The organism is Azonexus sp. (genome assembly GCF_049652925.1).
Lineage (GTDB): Bacteria > Pseudomonadota > Gammaproteobacteria > Burkholderiales > Rhodocyclaceae > Azonexus.
In genome coordinates this window covers 91,937-109,594 of the sequence record NZ_JBASFI010000040.1, presented here as the reverse complement: position 1 = coordinate 109,594, position 17,658 = coordinate 91,937, and the positions used below count along the sequence as shown (strand labels likewise).

The following is a 17,658-nucleotide window of genomic DNA, read 5'->3' as shown; positions in this document are numbered from 1 at the left end:
AAGACGATCATGAACGCACCCCTCCCGCGTGACTGGGACACCCTGCGCCAGAGTCGTGGCCGCCGCCTTGAGCGGGCGGCGAGCCTCGGTTTTGGCAAGGAAATTCCGGTTGACCGTATCATCGACCTGCTCGAAGCCGTCATTCAGCCCGGTGACCGCGTCTGTCTGGAAGGCAACAACCAGAAGCAGGCCGATTTCCTCTCCGAGTCCCTGGCTGATTGCAGCCCGGAACGCATCAATCACCTCAGTATGGTCCAGTCAGTCCTGGCTCTCCCGAGCCATGTGGACCTTTTCGAGCGCGGCCTGGCAAACCGCCTCGACTTTTCTTTCAGCGGCCCGCAGGGCGCCCGGCTGGCCAAGCTGGTCCAGGAACAGCGCATCGAGATCGGGGCGATCCACACCTATCTCGAACTGTTCGGCCGCTATTTCATGGACCTGACGCCGAACGTCGCGCTAATTGCGGCGCAGGCCGCCGATGCCGAAGGCAATCTCTACCTCGGGCCGAATACCGAAGATACGCCGGCCATCGTCGAGGCGACTGCTTTCAAGGGCGGTATCGTCATCGCCCAGGTCAATGAGCGCCTCGACAAGTTGCCGCGCGTCGATGTGCCGGCCGACTGGGTCGATTTCACGGTGCTTGCCCCGAAGCCGAACTATATCGAGCCCTTGTTTACCCGCGATCCGGCGCAGATCACCGAGGTCCAGGTGCTGATGGCGATGATGGCAATCAAGGGCATCTACGCCGAGTACGGCGTGACACGCCTGAACCACGGTATCGGTTTCGATACCGCAGCCATTGAGTTGCTGCTGCCGACCTACGCCGCCGATCTCGGCCTGAAGGGCAAGATCTGCACGCACTGGGCGCTCAATCCGCACCCGACGCTCATTCCGGCGATCGAAGCCGGCTTCGTTGAATCGGTGCACTGCTTCGGTTCGGAAGTCGGCATGGACGCTTACATCTCGGCCCGCTCCGACGTCTTCTTCACCGGCGCCGATGGCAGCATGCGTTCGAACCGGGCGTTTTCCCAGACGGCCGGCCTCTACGCCTGCGACATGTTCATCGGCTCGACCTTGCAGATGGACATGGCCGGCAACAGTTCGACGGCGACGCTGGGCCGCATCACCGGCTTCGGCGGCGCGCCGAACATGGGTTCCGACCCGCACGGCCGGCGTCACGCCAGCCCGGCCTGGCTCAAGGCCGGGCGCGAAGCCTACGGCCCCAAGGCCATTCGCGGCCGCAAGCTGGTGGTGCAGATGGTAGAAACCTTCCGCGAGCATATGGCGCCGGTTTTCGTCGAGGAACTCGATGCGTGGAAACTGCAGAAGTCGATGGGTGCCGAACTGCCGCCGATCATGATCTACGGCGATGACGTCAGCCATATCGTCACCGAGGAAGGCATCGCCAACCTGCTGCTCTGCCGCAGCCCGGAAGAGCGCGAACAGGCGATCCGCGGCGTTGCCGGCTTCACGCCGGTCGGCATGGCCCGTGACAAGGCGATGGTCGAGAACCTACGCGACCGCGGCATCGTCCGCCGTCCCGAAGACCTCGGCATCGACCCGCGACTGGCCACGCGCGACCTGCTCGCCGCCCGTTCCGTCAAGGATCTGGTGCGCTGGTCGGGCGGCTTGTATGCCCCCCCTTCACGCTTCCGCAATTGGTGACCGCCATGGAAACTCTCGATTTTCGTTTCGATTCCAAGCCCGTTCCGCGGGCAGCCGATCCCGCGCTGTGCGGCGTGGTCGGCTCGGGCAATCTGGAAATTCTCGTCAAGCCCGGTATTGAGCCGGAGGCTTGCCGGGTCCGCATCAAGACTTCGGCACGCGGTTTCGGTGAAACCTGGCGCGCCGTGCTCGACAGCTTCGCCACGAGTCATCCGGCCGGCGGCACCGTTATTGCCATCAATGACATGGGGGCGACGCCGGCTGTCGTCACCTTGCGCCTGGCCCAGGCGCTGGCCGAATACCAGGGAGGTGCCCAATGATCGCGTCGCTTGCTGCACGCCACAGCTGGTTTGAGGCGACCGCCCGGGCTCGCCTCGCGGGCCTGCTTGATCCCGGCAGTTTCAGTGAAATCCTGCCACCGGCCGAGTCCAACCCCAGCCCGCATCTCGCCCTGCTCGACTTGCCCGGCGCTTTTGATGACGGCGTGGTCGTTTGCTACGGTCAACTGGAAAAAAAGCCGATTTTTGCAATCGCCCAGGAAGGTCAGTTCATGGGCGGTGCGGTCGGTGAAATCCACGGCGCCAAGATTGTCGGGATGCTTCGCCGCGCCGCGCAGGAAAAGCCGGCCGCCGTGCTCTTTCTCATCGATTCCGGTGGCGTTCGTCTGCACGAGGCCAACGCCGGCCTGATCGCCATTTCCGAAATCATGCGCGCCGTGCTCGACGCCCGCGCTGCCGGCGTCCCGGTCATCGCGCTGGTCGGTGGCAGTTGTGGCGCTTTCGGTGGGATGGGCATCGTCGCCAAACTCTGTTCGGCCATCATCATTTCCGAAGAGGGCCGCCTTGCGCTGTCCGGGCCGGAAGTCATCGAAACCGTCGCCGGCGTCGAGGAGTTCGACTCGAAGGACCGGGCGCTGGTCTGGCGCGTCACCGGCGGCAAGCACCGCTACCTGATGGGCGATTGCGCCGAACTGGTGGAAGACGACATCCCTGCCTTTCGCACTGGCGCGGCCGAGTTTCTCGCCAAGTGGACGGAATCTGCGCCGAGTGTCGCCCAGCTGCGGGCCGGCCAGCAGGCACTGGAAAACCGTCTCGCTGCCTATGCCACGTATCGCGACGGCCTGCAGGTCTGGGCCGCCCTCGGCATCGCCGAGCCGGAAAGCGTGCCCATGCTCGACCGCGACAGCCTGGTCGCCCTCAAGGAAGGATTGCCGACATGAGTCTCAACGACATTCTCGATAGCCTGTTCCCAGCCGGCCACGCGGTCGCCGTGAACAACCAGGTGATTACCGGTAAAGCGACCACCGCGCAAGGCACGGTCGCTGTCCTTGGCACGACCGATGCGGCGGCCATCGATCACGCCATGGCGCTGGCCCTGTCCGCCTTCATTCTCAATACCGTTGAGCAGCACCCCGGCCGGCCGCTGGTCTTTCTCGTTGATACCAGCGGTCAGGCCCTGTCGCGCAGTCAGGAACTGCTCTGCCTGAATGGCTCGCTGGCCCATCTCGCCCAGTGCGTCGATCTGGCCCGCCGGCAGGGGCATGCCTCGCTCAGTCTGGTGACGGCCAATGCGGTCAGCGGCGGCTTCCTCTCCTTCGGCCTGATGGCCGACCGGGCCTATGCGCTGGCCGATGCTCAGGTCCGCGTGATGGACCTGCGGGCTATGTCTCGCGTTACCAAGATCGCCCATGAACGTCTGGTCGAACTGGCTGCCGGCTCGCCGATTTTCGCACCGGGCGCCGAGAGCTACGTCCGCATGGGCGCCATCGAAGCGATCTGGCCGGTACCATCGGCCAGCTTGCTGGAAGAAGCCCTTGCCACCGAGCGGGCCGCGCCGGCCAGCGATCAGCGCCAGTCCAGCGGGCTCGAGCGCGGTGGCCGCCAACTGGCGGCGGGCATAGCCAAAACCGTTCAGAACGCCGCGTGCGGAGCCTGAAGGGATGCATCGCCACGACCTCGTTTATCTGGATCGAGATGCAGCATTCGAGACGCCCTGCGCCGCAACGGGCGATTCATTGTGGCAGGCGGCGCGTGACTGGATCGCCGCTGGCCGGCCGCTGGTTGCCGCCCGCCACCCGGCCGGTGGCGGCCCGCTGCTGCTCGGTTTGAGCCTGCCGCTGAAACAACAACGAAAGAGGCTGACCATTCACGTCGACCGCCGGGTGGTGGCCGGAATCGACGCGCCGCTGAGCATCGCCCGCTGTTGTTCGCGGCTGCCGGTGGCCGAGGCCGACGTGCTTCGTCGATTGGCCGAGCGGGCGGCTGCCTGTTCGGCCAGTCTCGGCGTTTTCGGCTCGCTGGCCTGGGAGGCGCTGAGTGGCGAGGACTATCGCCACGCCGACTCCGACATCGACCTTATCGTCGATGTCGCGACGCTGGCGCAATTGGACGACATGCTGGCGGCGCTGAAGTCGGCGGCCGGCGAACTGCGCTGCCGGCTCGATGGCGAGTTGCGTTTTCCGGATGGTGACGCCGTTGCCTGGCAGGAATTTGCTGCGCATCGGGAAAATCCAGCTGCCCTGGTCCTCGTCAAAGGGCCGCACGAGGTTGGCTTGCGGCCCGTGCACGCCTTGCTCGCCACCCTGAAGGAGGCTTGCTGCCATGCTTGAGCGCGTCGTCCCAGTCAGTCGTCCGGCGCCGCGGGCCATCCCGGTCGACCGCGCGGCAACCGAGCGTATCGGTCGCCTGGCTATCCGCAGCCTGTACCGTGAGGCTGCCCTGGCGCCCAAGCCCGGCTTGGTCAGCCCGAGCAGCCAAGGCAGCCATCGCGACATGGACTTCAGCACTTTCCTGCGCAGTCTGCAGGCCTTGCGCACCTATTTTCCCGCCATCGCCGCTTGCGGCCTGCAACCCCCGGGTTTCGCTCCCTTGCGGGTGCTGGGCATCGAGGCCGAAGCTGCCATGCTGGCCGCGACCGGCGGCGTCAACACCCACCGTGGGGCGATTTTCAATCTCGGTCTGCTCTGTGCGGCGGCCGGCCGCCTGATTGCGGATGGAGAAACGCCGAGCGCCGTGACGGCTTGCCAGGCCGTCAAAATCAACTGGGCAGCCGACATTCTCGACGGCCTGGCCGTCTTGCCAGCCGCCTCGCAACTGAGCCACGGTTTGGTGGTCGCACAGCGTTACGGCAGCGGCGGAGCGCGTCAGGAGGCGGCGAGCGGTTTTCCGGCGGCGCTGGAGATTGGCCTGCCGGCCTATCGAGGTATTCTGGTCGCCACCGGTGACGGCGAATTGGCAGCGGTGCAGGCCTTGTTTGCCCTGATTGCCGAACTCGACGATACCAACCTGCTGTGGCGCGGCGGTCCGGCCGGGCTAGCCAGCGGGCGTCGTGCCGCAAGTGAATTTCTGGCGGCCGGTGGCGTGCTCGCCGACGACTGGCGCGAGCATGCGGCGGCAATCGACCGCGAGTTCGTGGCGCGTGATCTCAGCCCCGGCGGTAGCGCCGACTTGCTCGGCGTGACGCTCTTTCTCGCCGAACTCGACTGCGCGGTCTGAGATGCGTCTGGCCCTCCTTTTCAGCGGCCAGGGCGGCCAAAACCTGGCGCACTGGCAGCAGGTCCAGGCCGGCATTGACGGCGAATTGGGCGCAGCGATTGTGCAGGCGGTGCCGGGCATCGCCGAGCCAAGTTCCACGGTCAACCAGGAAAAACTGGCAAAAAACAAAATCGCCCAGCCGCTGATTTTTGCCCAGCAGATGCTGCTCTGGGGCAGCCTGCAAAAACACCTGCCACGACCGATCTGCGCGGCCGGCTATTCGCTGGGTGAAATGGCGGTGTGCTGTGCTGCCGGGGCATTTGGCGCGGTCGAAGGCGTGGCGCTATGTACTCAACGCGCTACCGAGATGGATGGCGCAGTCAGCGGCGAATACGGCATGCTCGCCGTGCTCGGGCTCGATGAAGCGCTGGTTGCCGGGTTGGCCGAGCAGGCCGGGCTGGCCGTGGCCATCCGCAATGCACCGCGGCATCTGGTGATTGCCGGGCCACGTGCCGGCATCGTGGCCGTCGCCGGCAAATTCGAGGCGGCGGGGGCGAGCCGGTTGGTCCATCTGGCGGTGCACACGCCATCGCACACACCGCTGCTGGCCCAAGCCGCAAGCAATTTCAAGCAGCGATTGGCTTTGCTGCCTGATCACCGACTGGCCTTTCCCGTGCTCAGCGCCATCGACGCGACGGTCGCACGCACGGCCCGTCCGGCGCTCGATGCGCTGGCCCGCCAGATTTGCACGCCGCTCGATTGGGCAGCCTGTCTGCAAACGATACGCGAGATGCAACCCGATGCGGTGCTCGAAATCGGCCCCGGCAACGCGCTGGCCAAGTTATTTGGCGAACTGGCCCCGGAGATACCAGTCCGTGCCTGCGATGATTTTCGCAGTGTCGAGGGCATCGTTCGCTGGCTCGAGGCCGGCAACTGATACAGTTTGGCGCTCGCCAATACCGTCGCTGCCTCAATCTTCGTGATTCCCTTCGAAATCATTCCGGCTTATCTGCTGACCGGCGCCGTCGCCGGTTTTTTTGCCGGGCTGCTTGGCGTGGGTGGTGGTGTCGTGGTCGTCCCCTTGCTGACGATCCTCTTCGCCCGACAGGGTTTTCCGGCCAACGAGGTCTTGCATCTGGCGCTTGGTACGTCAATCGCGACCATCTTGTTCACCTCGCTCTCCAGCCTGCGTGCCCATCACGCCCATCGCGCCGTACTGTGGCCGGTGATGCGCGACCTGACGCCGGGCATCCTGATCGGTGCTCTGTTTGGGGCCATGCTGGCGGCGCGTATTTCGTCGCGAGCGCTGTCGATTTTCTTTGTCGGCTTCATGCTGTTTGTTGCCGTGCAAATGATTGCCAACTTGCGCCCGAAGCCGAGCCGAAATCTGCCCGGGCGGCTTGGCCTGGGCATCGCCGGCACCGTCATCGGCGGCGTGGCTAGTCTCGCCGCGATGGGCGGCGGGGCGCTCACCGTGCCTTATCTGGTCTGGTGCAACGTCCGGCCACATCAGGCAATCGGCACCTCGGCAGCGGTTGGTTTACCGATTGCCGTCGCCGGTACCCTGGGCTATATCTGGAGCGGCTGGGGGCATCCCGGCTTGCCCGCCGGCAGTTTGGGCTTTGTTTATCTGCCGGCGCTCGGTGTCATACTGCTCGCCAGCGTGCTGGCCGCACCGCTCGGCGCCCGTCTTGCCCATCGTTTGCCCGTGGTTGTGCTCAAGCGGATTTTTGCTGGCCTGCTGCTGGTGCTGTCGACCAAGATGCTGTGGAGCCTCTACGGTAGCTAACCGGATATCGTTCAGCGCGCCTTGAACGCCGGTTTTCGTTTTTCCAGAAAGGCAGCCAGTCCTTCCCGGTAATCCTCGGTGTCGAGGAAGGCGAACGAGGCGGCCTTTTCCTCATCGCTTAACGGTTTCCCATCGAGCAGCCGGCGGATCCACTGCTTGTGCCAACCGGCGACCAGCGGCGCCCCGGCGCAGATGCGTTTGGCCGTGGCGTAGGCTTCGCTTTCGGTTTCTCCATCGGCGACGACGCGGGTGACCAGCCCTTTGGCGTAGGCTTCGGCGGAATTCAGGATGCGGCCTTCGAGCAGGATTTCCTTCATGACGGCTGGCCCGGCCAGGCGCAACAAACCTTCCATTTCGCCGGGGTACATCGAAAAGCCCAGACGATTGATCGGCGCGCCAAAACGGGCTGATTCGCCACAGATCCGGAAATCGCAGACGCCGGCAATTTCCAGCCCGCCACCGATGCAGGCGCCCTGAATCAGCGCCACCGTCGGATGTGGGCAATTGTCGATGGCCTGCAATGCGAGCGCGACCTGGCCGTGGTAGTGCAGAGCCTGTTCCAGCGTCGCCCGATCCGTGACGAACTCCTCAAGATCGCCCCCGGCAGCGAAGGCATCGCTGCCGGCGCCACGCAGCACGACGCAACGAATGCTGCGGTCAACGCTGATTTCAGCCATTTTTTCGGCCAGCTGATTCCACATACCGAGGTCGATGGCATTCAGCTTGCCGGGGTTGTTCAGGGTCAGGGTTGCGACTTCGTTGTCGCAGAAAAAATCAATGGTGCTCATGGGTTATCTCGAATGACCATATAAAAAATATGGGATTAGTCGATCCAGATCAAAGGCAGTAAGTCTTATATAAGATAGAATACTGCGGTCGTTTTTGTCGGTAATTATTAATTAAAAGTTAGGAGATCAAGCCATGAGCAGCGCGATGTATGAGCGGATGCGGGCCAATCCGAAGTTTCAGGAGCTCGTTTCAAGACGGGGACGTTTTGCCTGGACGTTGGCTTTTGTCGTATTAACCATGTTTTACGGCTTTGTGATGGTGGTGGCTTTCAATCCGGCGGCCCTCGGCCAACCGGTTGCCGAAGGTTCCATGTTGACGGTGGGTGTGGCCGTTGAGCTATTCATGTTCATTTTCTTCTGGTCGCTGACGGCAGTCTACGTCAAGCGCGCCAATTCGGAATTTGACGCCCTGACGCAGGAAATCGTCAAGGAAGCCTGGAAGGAGAACAAATAATGCGACGTTTGACTCAACTCGGCACTGCGCTCGGTCTCTTTGCCATAGCCACCATGGCATTTGCCGGCGGCCCGCTCGAAGGCGTCACCGAAAAGCAGGCGACCAACTGGCACGCCATCATCATGTTCTGCCTGTTTGTCTGCATGACCATGGGCATTACCTACTGGGCTTCCAGCCGCACCAAGTCCACCGCTGACTTCTACACGGCCGGCGGCGGCATCACCGGCTTCCAGAACGGTCTGGCGATTGCCGGCGACTACATGTCAGCCGCCACGCTGCTCGGTTTAACCGCCATGGTCTATGGCCAGGGTTACGACGGTTACATCTACATGCTGGCCTTCTTCGCCGGCTGGCCGATCATTCTGTTCCTGATGGCCGAACGCCTGCGTAATCTGGGCAAGTTCACCTTCTCCGACATCACCGCCTATCGCCTCGACCAGGGCAAGGTGCGCACCATGGCCGCGATTTCGTCGCTGACTGTGGTCTGCTTCTACCTGATCGCCCAGATGGTCGGTGCCGGTCAGTTGATCAAGTTGCTCTTCGGTCTGGAATACAACGTTGCCATCTTTGCCGTCGGCATCCTGATGATGGTCTACGTCACCTTTGGCGGCATGGTTGCCACGACCTGGGTGCAGATCATCAAGGCCTGCATGCTGCTGGCCGGGGGAACGCTGGTCATGTTCTTGGCTTTCAGTCAGTTCGGATTCTCGTTCCAGACGCTGCTTGAGAAGGCGACGGCGGTTCATAAGCTTGGTCCCAAACTGATGTATCCGGGTAGCCTGCTGGCCGATCCGGTCACCGCCATCTCCCTGGGCCTCGGCCTGATGTTCGGTACGGCTGGTCTGCCGCACATCCTGATGCGCTTCTTCACCGTGACCGATGCCAAGGAAGCCCGCAAATCCGTGCTCTACGCTTCCGGCTTCGTCGCCTACTTCTTCAACGTCATCTTCATCATGGGCCTGTGCGGCATTATCATCGTCGGTCAGAATCCGGAGTTCTTCGAAGGCGGCACGATTGGCGGCAAGATGATCGGCGGCGGCAACATGGTCGCCATGCACCTGTCCAAGGCCGTCGGCGGCGACATGCTGCTGGGCTTCCTGGCGGCAGTTGCTTTCGCCACCATTCTCGCCGTGGTGTCTGGTTTGGCGCTAGCCGGAGCATCGGCCATCTCGCATGACCTCTACGCCCGCGTGATCAAGAAAGGCACGGCTTCGGAAGCCTCCGAAATCCGTGTCTCGAAGATCGCCACCATCTGTCTCGGCTTCGTTGCCATCATCCTCGGCATCCTGTTCGAGAAGCAGAACATTGCCTTCATGGTCGGTCTGGCCTTCGGGGTGGCGGCTGCGGCCAACTTCCCGGTGCTCATCCTCTCCATGTACTGGAAGGGCCTGACCACCCGCGGCGCACTGTTCGGCGGCTACGGTGGCCTGGTTTCTGCCGTGCTCTTCGTGCTTTTCTCGAAGTCGGTGTGGGTCGACGTGCTGCACAATGCGGCGCCGCTCTTCCCCTACACCCAACCGGCCTTGTTCGCGATGCCGATTGCCTTCCTGCTGGCCTACATTTTCTCGAAGACAGATTCGAGTGTGCGTGCCGGCCTGGAAATCGAGGCGTTTGAAGACCAGTATGTCCGTGCCCAGACGGGTTACGGCGCTGCCTCCGCCAGCAACCACTAGGTTTCTGGCGCGCAAAAAAATCCCTGACGGCGAAAGCCGTCAGGGATTTTCTGTTTATTGGCTGGAAAAACTCATTGAAGCCGGCAACGAGCGGGTTTGCAGCCAACGCTTGGTCTGTCCGTCAGTGAGGCCCCGGAACGCGTTTTAAATTTGACTGAAATTTCCGGTTGACCGTGGCAACGATCAGTTGCCTTGCCCAGCGGCACTATCCCGAATCTTTGCTAGGGCTTCGCGCCCGGACAGCAGATGATCGTGCATCAGTTTTTCGGCCTTGACAGCGTCGCCGGCCTGCAGCGCCGCCATGATCAGGCGATGCTCGTCCAGTGACTGTTGCAGGCGGCCCTCGAGTGAGAGCGAGTGCAATCGAGAGAGCTTCAATACCTTGCGCAGGTCCTGAATGACTGACAGCAGCCAGCGGTTGCCGGACAGTTCCTGAATTTTTTTGTGGAATTCCTGATTCGACTCGAAGAAGGCGTCAATGCGTCCCTCGCGGGCTGCCGCTTCGAGCTGCTCGTGGATGTTCTTCAGTGCCGAGATGTCGGAAGGTTTGGCCCGCTTGACAGCTTCTGCCGCACAGCGTCCTTCCAGCAAGGCCATCAGCGGGAAAATGTCGTCCGTATCCTGCCGGGAAATCTCGGTGACGTAGCAGCCACGGCGGGGCCTGAGGTCGACCAGCCCTTCCGACGCCAGAACCTTGAGAGCCTCGCGCAAGGGCGTACGGGAAATACCGTATTCTTCGGCGAGTTTCTGTTCGTCGATCCAGGTGCCCGGGGTCAGTTCGTGTGCGAAGATGCGTTGACGCAGTCGTTCGGCCACTTCCTGATAGAGCGCGGTAGGTGCGATACGTGTCATGGTTTTGGTGTGATGTGAATGAGCCGATCGGGACTTTGCCGACTTGCTTCCATAATTATGGATAAAGTATTATGTGGGGCTTGGTATGTCAAGCTGGGCCCAAAAGCGTAGAATTTTGAATTCTGCATCATAAGCCCGAAAAAATCGAATCAGCGAGGGGTATGTCATGTCTGAAAAGTTCTTTGATTCCAATAACCTGGATGCTTGGGAAAAGGCAGCAGCAAAACAGTCACCAGGGGGCGATGTCGGGAATCTGGTCTGGAATACCCCTGAAGGCCTTGCCGTCAAGGCACTGTATACGAAGGCCGATGTTGCAGGTCTCGAATTCGCCGACACCCTGCCCGGTTTTGCGCCCTATCTGCGCGGTCCGCAACCGACGATGTATGCCGTCAAGCCGTGGACTATTCGTCAGTATGCCGGCTTCTCCACCGCTGAGGCCTCCAACGCTTTCTACCGCAAGGCGCTTGCTGCCGGCGGCCAGGGCGTTTCCGTCGCTTTCGATCTGGCGACGCACCGTGGTTACGACTCCGATAACGCCCGCGTCACGGGCGACGTCGGCAAGGCTGGTGTGGCGATCGATTCCGTCGAGGACATGAAGATCCTCTTCGACAGCATCCCGCTCGACAAGATTTCCGTCTCGATGACGATGAACGGCGCAGTGCTGCCGATTCTTGCCGGCTACATCGTTGCTGCAGAGGAACAGGGCGTGCCGCAGGACAAGCTGTCCGGCACCATCCAGAACGACATTCTCAAAGAATTCATGGTGCGGAATACCTATATCTATCCGCCCAAGCCGTCGATGAAGATCATCGCCGATATTTTTGGCTACACGGCGCAGCACATGCCGAAGTTCAACTCGATCTCGATTTCCGGTTATCACATCCAGGAAGCCGGCGCCAACCAGGCGATCGAACTGGCCTTCACGCTGGCTGACGGCATGGAATACGTACGTACCGGTGTTGCCTCGGGCATGGATGTCGACACTTTTGCCGGCCGCCTGTCCTTCTTCTGGGCGGTGGGCATGAATTTCTATCTCGAAATCGCCAAGATGCGCGCTGGCCGCCTGCTGTGGGACCGCATCATGACCGGTTTCAACGCCAAGAGCGCCAAGTCGAAGATGCTGCGCACGCACAGCCAGACGTCCGGTTGGTCGCTGACCGAGCAGGACCCGTACAACAACGTCGTGCGCACCACCATCGAAGCGATGGCGGCGGTCTTCGGCGGTACCCAGTCGCTGCACACCAATGCGCTCGACGAAGCCATCGCGCTGCCGACCGAGTTCTCTTCCCGCATTGCCCGCAACACCCAGCTCATCATCCAGGAAGAAACCCACATTACCAATGTCGTCGATCCGTGGGCCGGTTCCTACATGATGGAAAAGCTGACCCAGGACATGGCCGACAAGGCTTGGGGCATCATCGAGGAAATCGAAGCGATGGGCGGCATGACCAAGGCCGTCGAATCGGGCTGGGCCAAGATGCAGGTCGAAACCTGTGCGGCCGACAAGCAGGCGCGCATCGACTCGGGCAAGGACGTCATCGTCGGCGTCAACAAGTACAAGCTGGCCAAGGAAGACGCGATTGACATCCTCGATATCGACAACCATGCTGTGCGCGACTCGCAGATTGCCCGTCTCAAGCAAATTCGCGCGACGCGCGACAGTGCTGCGGTCAACGCCTCCCTGGAGGCGCTGACGAAGGCCGCCGAATCCGGCGAAGGCAACCTGCTTGACCTGACCGTCAAGGCCATGCGCCTGCGCGCTACGGTCGGCGAAGTGTCCGATGCGCTGGAAAAGATCTTCGGTCGTTTCCGCGCCAACAACCAGACTATTTCGGGTGTTTACGGAGGCGTTGTGGAAGGTCAGGAAAGCTGGGAAGCCATCAAGGCCGATGTCGCCAAGTTTGCCGAAGAAGAAGGTCGCCGTCCGCGCATCATGATCGCCAAGCTCGGTCAGGATGGTCATGACCGTGGCGCCAAGGTGGTGGCTACTGCCTACGCCGACCTCGGTTTCGACATCGACATGGGGCCGCTCTTCCAGACCCCGGAAGAAGCTGCCCGCCAAGCCATCGAAAACGACGTGCATGCGGTTGGCGTGTCGTCGCTGGCTGCTGGTCACAAGACCCTGCTGCCGCAACTGGTCAAGGCGCTCAAGGACCAGGGCGGTGACGACATCATCGTCTTCGCTGGTGGCGTGATCCCGGCCCAGGACTACGATTACCTCTACAACGCCGGAGCCAAGGCCATCTTCGGGCCGGGAACGCGGATCGAGGATTCGGCCATCAAGGTCATCGAAGAAATTCGCAAGGCACGCGGCTAAACCTCGGATGAATCTGGGCGAAGCTCACGTGCGTGCCAATATTCTGTCCGCCGCTGACCAACTGCTGGTAGACGGCGTGCTGGCAGGCCAGCGCCGTGCGCTGGCCAAGGCCATCACGCTGATCGAGTCGACGCGGCCCGACCACCAGCAGCGCGCCCAGCAGGTGCTCAATGCCATTTTGCCAAGCACCGGCAAGGCGATCCGCATTGGCATTTCCGGCGTGCCGGGGGCGGGCAAGTCGACGTTCATCGAGGCGCTTGGTGTCTGGCTGATCGAACAGGGCAAGAAGCTGGCTGTTTTGGCGGTAGACCCGTCGTCTTCGGTTTCCGGTGGTTCCATCCTCGGTGACAAGACGCGTATGGAATTGCTCAGCCAGCGCGAAGAAGCCTTCATCCGGCCGAGTCCGTCATCGGGTTCGCTGGGCGGCGTGGCCGAAAAGTCACGCGAGGCGATGCTGCTCTGCGAAGCTTCAGGCTACGACGTGATCATCATCGAGACCGTCGGTGTCGGCCAGTCGGAAACGACGGTGGCTGGCATGGTCGACATGTTCTGCCTGCTGCAATTGCCGAATGCCGGCGACGACCTGCAGGCGATCAAGAAGGGTATTGTCGAGATCGCCGACATGGTGATCATCAACAAGGCCGATATTGATCGTCAGGCCACCGCCGTCGTCCGCGCCCAATGGCGCAACGCCCTGCACATGCTGCGCCCGGCGTCGCCGAACTGGGCCCCGCCGGTCATCACGCTGTCCGCCTTGCACAAGGAAGGCATTGCCGAGTTCTGGGAAGAGGTCGAGAAGTACCAGGCGGCCTTGAAACCGACTGGCGAATTTGACGCCAAGCGCCAGCATCAGACGCTGAGCTGGATGTGGCAACTGATCGATTCAGGCCTGCGTCAGTATTTCCGTCATCACCCGCGCGTGCAGGAAAACCTGCCCGCCTTTACCCGATCCGTCGAGGAGGGCCATACGACCCCGGCTGCCGCCGCGTATGCGCTGCTCGACTATCTGAAACACTAATCACCCGATCCATTTAGGGAGTTTTCTATGCACGACATCATCCGCCAGCTGGAAAAAAAGCGCGAAATGGCCCGCCTCGGCGGTGGCCAGAAGCGTATCGACAGCCAGCATAAAAAGGGCAAGCTGAGCGCCCGCGAACGTATCGAGCTGTTGCTCGACCCGGATTCCTTCGAGGAATGGGACATGTTCAAGGAGCACCGCTGTACCGATTTCGGTATGGATCAGGCCGAGAAGATTCCTGGTGACGGTGTCGTCATTGGTTACGGTACGGTCAATGGCCGTCTGGTCTTCGTTTTCTCGCAGGATTTCACCGTTTTCGGCGGCTCGCTGTCGGAAACCCATGCCGAGAAGATCTGCAAGGTCATGGACCAGGCCATGAAGGTCGGTGCCCCGGTGATCGGCCTCAACGACTCGGGCGGTGCGCGGATTCAGGAAGGTGTTGCCTCCCTGGGCGGTTACGCCGATGTGTTCCAGCGTAACGTCATGGCCTCCGGCGTCGTGCCGCAGATCTCGATGATCATGGGCCCCTGTGCCGGTGGTGCGGTGTACTCGCCGTCGATGACTGACTTCATCTTCATGGTCAAGGACTCGTCCTACATGTTCGTGACCGGTCCGGAAGTTGTCAAGACCGTGACCCACGAAGATGTGACCGCCGAAGAGCTGGGCGGTGCCGTGACCCACACCAGCAAGTCCGGCGTGGCCGATCTGGCCTTCGAGAATGACGTCGAAGCCCTCTCCATGCTGCGTCGCTTCATGAATTTCCTGCCGGCCAACAACCGCGAAAAGCCGCCGGTGACGCCGACGAATGATCCGGTCGACCGCATGGATTACTCGCTCGATACGCTGGTGCCGGACAACGCCAACAAGGCGTACGACATGAAGGAACTGATCGTCAAAGTGGTCGACGACAATGACTTCTTCGAGCTGCAGGCCGATTACGCCAAGAACATCATCATCGGCTTCGGCCGCATGGATGGTCACCCGGTCGGTATCGTTGCCAACCAGCCGCTGGTGCTGGCCGGCTGTCTCGACATCAAGTCGTCGATCAAGGCGGCCCGCTTCGTCCGCTTCTGCGATGCCTTCAATATTCCGGTCGTTACCTTCGTCGATGTGCCGGGCTTCATGCCGGGCACCACGCAGGAATACGGCGGCATCATCAAGCATGGCGCCAAGTTGCTCTACGCCTACGCCGAATGTACCGTGCCGAAGGTTACCGTAATCACTCGCAAGGCCTACGGTGGCGCCTATGACGTGATGTCGTCGAAGCACCTGCGCGGCGACGTCAATATCGCCTGGCCGTCGGCAGAAATCGCCGTCATGGGGCCGAAGGGCGCCGTGGAAATCATTTTCCGAGAGGAAAAGAACGATCCGGCCAAGCTGGCCGGGCGCGAAGCCGAGTACAAGGCCAAGTTCGCCAACCCGTTCGTGGCTGGCGCTCGTGGCTTCATCGACGACGTCATCATGCCGCACGCCACCCGCAAGCGCATTGCCCGCTCGCTGGCCATGCTCCGCGACAAGAAACTTGAAAATCCGTGGCGCAAGCACGGCAACATTCCGCTGTAAGCGTCAGGGAGAAAAATACTATGTTCAAGAAAATTCTGATTGCGAATCGCGGAGAAATTGCCTGCCGCGTTATCAAAACTGCCCGCAAGATGGGCATCCTGACGGTTGCCGTCTATTCGGAAGCCGACAAGGATGCACTGCACGTCGATCTGGCTGACGAAGCCGTCTGTATCGGTCCGGCTGCCTCCAAGGAATCCTACCTGGTGGCCGACAAGATCATCGCCGCCTGCAAGCAAACCGGTGCTGAAGCGGTTCACCCCGGCTATGGCTTCCTGTCGGAGAACTCCGAGTTCTCGCGCCGTCTGGAAGAAGAGGGTGTCAAGTTCATCGGCCCGAAGCACTATTCGAGCAGCAAGATGGGCGACAAGATCGAGTCCAAGAAGCTGGCCCTCGAAGCCAAGGTCAATACCATTCCGGGTTACAACGAAGCCATTGCCGGTCCGGACGAAGCCGTCAAGATTGCCCAGGGCATCGGCTATCCGGTCATGATCAAGGCCTCGGCCGGTGGCGGTGGCAAGGGGCTGCGCGTTGCCTTCAACGACAAAGAAGCCCATGAAGGCTTTACCTCCTGCGTCAATGAAGCCAAGAACGCTTTCGGCGATGACCGCGTTTTCATCGAAAAGTACGTGCTGGAACCGCGCCACATCGAAATTCAGGTGCTCGGCGATTCCTTCGGCAACTACGTTTACCTGAACGAGCGTGATTGCTCGATCCAGCGCCGTCACCAGAAGGTTATAGAAGAAGCGCCGTCGCCCTTCGTCGATCCGGCCATGCGCAAAGCCATGGGCGAGCAGGCTGTCGCGCTGGCCCGCGCCGTTAACTACGAATCGGCCGGTACGGTCGAGTTCGTCGTCGGTGCCGACAAGAGCTTCTACTTCCTGGAAATGAACACCCGTCTGCAGGTGGAACATCCGGTGACCGAACTGATCACCGGCGTCGACCTCGTCGAGCTGATGATCCGTGTAGCGGCCGGTGAAAAGCTGCCGCTGACGCAGGATCAGGTCCAGCTCAACGGCTGGTCCATGGAATGCCGGATCAATGCTGAAGACCCGTTCCGAGGCTTCCTGCCTTCGACTGGTCGTCTGGTCAAGTTCCAGCCGCCGGCGGAAACCACCGATGCGAACGGCACGACGCGCGTCGATACTGGCGTTTACGACGGCGGCGAGATCTCGATGTTCTACGACTCGATGATCGCCAAGCTCATCGTGCACGCCAAGGATCGTGACAGCGCGATTGAGCGCATGCGCGATGCGCTGAACGGTTTCGTCATTCGCGGCATTTCCTCGAACATTCCGTTCCAGGCTGCGCTGATGCAGCACAAGCGTTTTCAGTCCGGCAACTTCAATACCGGCTTCATCGCCGAGGAATACCCGAAGGGCTTCGATGCCTCGATGGTGCCGCACGATGATCCGGCACTGCTGGTTTCGGTTGCGGCTTACGTCTACCGCGCCTTTACTGACCGTTCAGCCTCGATTTCCGGCCAGTTGCAGGGCCATGAGCGTCTGGTTAGCGACAACTGGATGGTGGTTCGCCTCGATGCAGCGGGCAACCAGCATCATCCGGTGACGGCGCGTCTGGTCGATGGCGGCTATGACATCGAATATCAGGGCAAGCCCTATGAACTGCGTTCCAGCTGGAAGCTTGGTGAGTCGCTGTTTGTCGGTACCTGCAACGGTCAGGATTTCACGCTGCAGGTCGAGCGCCACAAGACAAAATATTCGCTGTTCCACTGGGGCACCCGCGCCGACTTCATGGTGATGAGCGCCCGCGCTGCCGAACTGCTGGCGCTGATGCCTGAGAAGCAGGCACCCGACCTGTCCAAGTTCCTGATCTCGCCGATGCCCGGCCTGCTCCGCGAAGTCGCGGTGACGGTCGGTCAGGAAGTGAAGGCCGGTGAGAAGCTGGCGGTCATCGAAGCCATGAAGATGGAAAATATCCTCAAGGCCGACCAGGACTGCAAGGTGAAGAAGATTTCAGCGGCTGCCGGCGAAAGCCTGACGGTTGATCAGGTCATCATCGAATTCGAGTGATTTGATTTTCGACCGGTTTTTACGGTTGACCGTGGCAAG

The 17,658-nt window shown here is 61.4% G+C and carries 16 protein-coding genes; 14 read left to right on the top strand and 2 right to left on the bottom strand.

What is annotated here, in order from left to right; genetic code table 11:
• The first annotated feature begins 9 nt into the window (after positions 1-9).
• The 8 genes from mdcA to WBK19_RS19090 are packed head-to-tail and all read left to right on the top strand — an operon-like array spanning position 10 to position 6,924.
• Complete coding sequence (gene mdcA, locus WBK19_RS19125) at positions 10-1,662, top strand: malonate decarboxylase subunit alpha (protein WP_511292611.1); 1,653 nt, start codon at positions 10-12, stop codon at positions 1,660-1,662.
• A 5-nt stretch (positions 1,663-1,667) separates the two neighbouring features.
• Complete coding sequence (gene mdcC, locus WBK19_RS19120; RefSeq protein ID WP_511292609.1) at positions 1,668-1,982, top strand: malonate decarboxylase acyl carrier protein; 315 nt, start codon at positions 1,668-1,670, stop codon at positions 1,980-1,982.
• Positions 1,979-2,881, top strand: a complete 903-nt coding sequence (locus WBK19_RS19115; RefSeq protein ID WP_511292607.1) for a biotin-independent malonate decarboxylase subunit beta — start codon at positions 1,979-1,981, stop codon at positions 2,879-2,881. The genes mdcC and WBK19_RS19115 overlap by 4 nt, the downstream gene beginning before the upstream one ends.
• Positions 2,878-3,597, top strand: a complete 720-nt coding sequence (mdcE, locus tag WBK19_RS19110) for a biotin-independent malonate decarboxylase subunit gamma (RefSeq protein ID WP_511292605.1) — start codon at positions 2,878-2,880, stop codon at positions 3,595-3,597. Before WBK19_RS19115 ends, mdcE begins: the two co-directional genes overlap by 4 nt.
• Positions 3,598-3,601: 4 nt before the next feature.
• The gene (gene mdcG, locus WBK19_RS19105; protein WP_511292603.1) at positions 3,602-4,270 is read left to right on the top strand and encodes a malonate decarboxylase holo-[acyl-carrier-protein] synthase; all 669 of its coding nucleotides are present in this window, start codon (positions 3,602-3,604) and stop codon (positions 4,268-4,270) included.
• Positions 4,263-5,156, top strand: a complete 894-nt coding sequence (gene mdcB, locus WBK19_RS19100) for a triphosphoribosyl-dephospho-CoA synthase MdcB (protein WP_511292601.1) — start codon at positions 4,263-4,265, stop codon at positions 5,154-5,156. Before mdcG ends, mdcB begins: the two co-directional genes overlap by 8 nt.
• 1 nt (position 5,157) lies before the next feature.
• On the top strand, positions 5,158-6,072 hold the full coding sequence (mdcH, locus tag WBK19_RS19095) for a malonate decarboxylase subunit epsilon (protein WP_511292599.1): 915 nt from the start codon (positions 5,158-5,160) through the stop codon (positions 6,070-6,072).
• Between the two features lie 42 nt (positions 6,073-6,114).
• Entirely contained in the window at positions 6,115-6,924 is an 810-nt protein-coding gene (locus tag WBK19_RS19090) for a sulfite exporter TauE/SafE family protein (protein WP_511293091.1), read from the top strand.
• 11 nt (positions 6,925-6,935) lie between these two features.
• On the opposite strand, the gene WBK19_RS19085 is transcribed toward WBK19_RS19090, so the two are convergent.
• Positions 6,936-7,712, bottom strand: coding sequence for an enoyl-CoA hydratase/isomerase family protein (locus WBK19_RS19085; protein ID WP_511292597.1), 777 nt, complete (start codon positions 7,710-7,712; stop codon positions 6,936-6,938).
• 133 nt (positions 7,713-7,845) lie between these two features.
• On the opposite strand from WBK19_RS19085, the gene WBK19_RS19080 reads away from it, so the two are divergent.
• Both WBK19_RS19080 and WBK19_RS19075 read left to right on the top strand, forming a co-directional pair.
• Positions 7,846-8,166, top strand: coding sequence for a DUF485 domain-containing protein (locus WBK19_RS19080; protein ID WP_494646622.1), 321 nt, complete (start codon positions 7,846-7,848; stop codon positions 8,164-8,166).
• Complete coding sequence (locus WBK19_RS19075; RefSeq protein WP_511292595.1) at positions 8,166-9,839, top strand: cation acetate symporter; 1,674 nt, start codon at positions 8,166-8,168, stop codon at positions 9,837-9,839. Before WBK19_RS19080 ends, WBK19_RS19075 begins: the two co-directional genes overlap by 1 nt.
• A 183-nt stretch (positions 9,840-10,022) precedes the next feature.
• Here WBK19_RS19075 and WBK19_RS19070 read toward each other — a convergent pair whose 3' ends face one another.
• Complete coding sequence (locus WBK19_RS19070) at positions 10,023-10,691, bottom strand: GntR family transcriptional regulator (RefSeq protein ID WP_511292593.1); 669 nt, start codon at positions 10,689-10,691, stop codon at positions 10,023-10,025.
• 166 nt (positions 10,692-10,857) lie between these two features.
• Between WBK19_RS19070 and scpA the strand changes: the two genes are divergently transcribed.
• Genes scpA through accC form a run of 4 tightly spaced genes read left to right on the top strand, consistent with a single transcriptional unit; the run spans position 10,858 to position 17,619 of the window.
• The gene (scpA, locus tag WBK19_RS19065) at positions 10,858-13,008 is read left to right on the top strand and encodes a methylmalonyl-CoA mutase (protein WP_511292591.1); all 2,151 of its coding nucleotides are present in this window, start codon (positions 10,858-10,860) and stop codon (positions 13,006-13,008) included.
• Between the two features lie 28 nt (positions 13,009-13,036).
• The gene (gene meaB / locus WBK19_RS19060) at positions 13,037-14,026 is read left to right on the top strand and encodes a methylmalonyl Co-A mutase-associated GTPase MeaB (RefSeq protein ID WP_511292589.1); all 990 of its coding nucleotides are present in this window, start codon (positions 13,037-13,039) and stop codon (positions 14,024-14,026) included.
• A 27-nt stretch (positions 14,027-14,053) separates the two neighbouring features.
• Positions 14,054-15,589 carry an acyl-CoA carboxylase subunit beta gene (locus WBK19_RS19055; RefSeq protein WP_511292587.1) on the top strand — a complete coding sequence of 512 codons (1,536 nt, stop codon included), beginning with the start codon at positions 14,054-14,056 and terminating at the stop codon, positions 15,587-15,589.
• Positions 15,590-15,609: 20 nt separating this feature from the next.
• Positions 15,610-17,619: an acetyl-CoA carboxylase biotin carboxylase subunit gene (gene accC / locus WBK19_RS19050; RefSeq protein WP_511292585.1), complete on the top strand. Its 2,010-nt coding sequence runs from the start codon at positions 15,610-15,612 to the stop codon at positions 17,617-17,619.
• Positions 17,620-17,658 lie beyond the last annotated feature (39 nt).

Excerpts from the sequence above, each read along its gene's own strand:
- mdcA (WP_511292611.1), top strand. The coding sequence starts at position 10 with ATGAACGCACCCCTCCCGCGTGACTGGGACACCCTGCGCCAGAGTCGT.
- mdcC (WP_511292609.1), top strand. The coding sequence starts at position 1,668 with ATGGAAACTCTCGATTTTCGTTTCGATTCCAAGCCCGTTCCGCGGGCA.
- WBK19_RS19115 (WP_511292607.1), top strand. The coding sequence starts at position 1,979 with ATGATCGCGTCGCTTGCTGCACGCCACAGCTGGTTTGAGGCGACCGCC.
- mdcE (WP_511292605.1), top strand. The coding sequence starts at position 2,878 with ATGAGTCTCAACGACATTCTCGATAGCCTGTTCCCAGCCGGCCACGCG.
- mdcG (WP_511292603.1), top strand. The coding sequence starts at position 3,602 with ATGCATCGCCACGACCTCGTTTATCTGGATCGAGATGCAGCATTCGAG.
- mdcB (WP_511292601.1), top strand. The coding sequence starts at position 4,263 with ATGCTTGAGCGCGTCGTCCCAGTCAGTCGTCCGGCGCCGCGGGCCATC.
- mdcH (WP_511292599.1), top strand. The coding sequence starts at position 5,158 with ATGCGTCTGGCCCTCCTTTTCAGCGGCCAGGGCGGCCAAAACCTGGCG.
- WBK19_RS19085 (WP_511292597.1), bottom strand. The coding sequence starts at position 7,712 with ATGAGCACCATTGATTTTTTCTGCGACAACGAAGTCGCAACCCTGACC.
- WBK19_RS19080 (WP_494646622.1), top strand. The coding sequence starts at position 7,846 with ATGAGCAGCGCGATGTATGAGCGGATGCGGGCCAATCCGAAGTTTCAG.
- WBK19_RS19075 (WP_511292595.1), top strand. The coding sequence starts at position 8,166 with ATGCGACGTTTGACTCAACTCGGCACTGCGCTCGGTCTCTTTGCCATA.
- WBK19_RS19070 (WP_511292593.1), bottom strand. The coding sequence starts at position 10,691 with ATGACACGTATCGCACCTACCGCGCTCTATCAGGAAGTGGCCGAACGA.
- scpA (WP_511292591.1), top strand. The coding sequence starts at position 10,858 with ATGTCTGAAAAGTTCTTTGATTCCAATAACCTGGATGCTTGGGAAAAG.
- WBK19_RS19055 (WP_511292587.1), top strand. The coding sequence starts at position 14,054 with ATGCACGACATCATCCGCCAGCTGGAAAAAAAGCGCGAAATGGCCCGC.
- accC (WP_511292585.1), top strand. The coding sequence starts at position 15,610 with ATGTTCAAGAAAATTCTGATTGCGAATCGCGGAGAAATTGCCTGCCGC.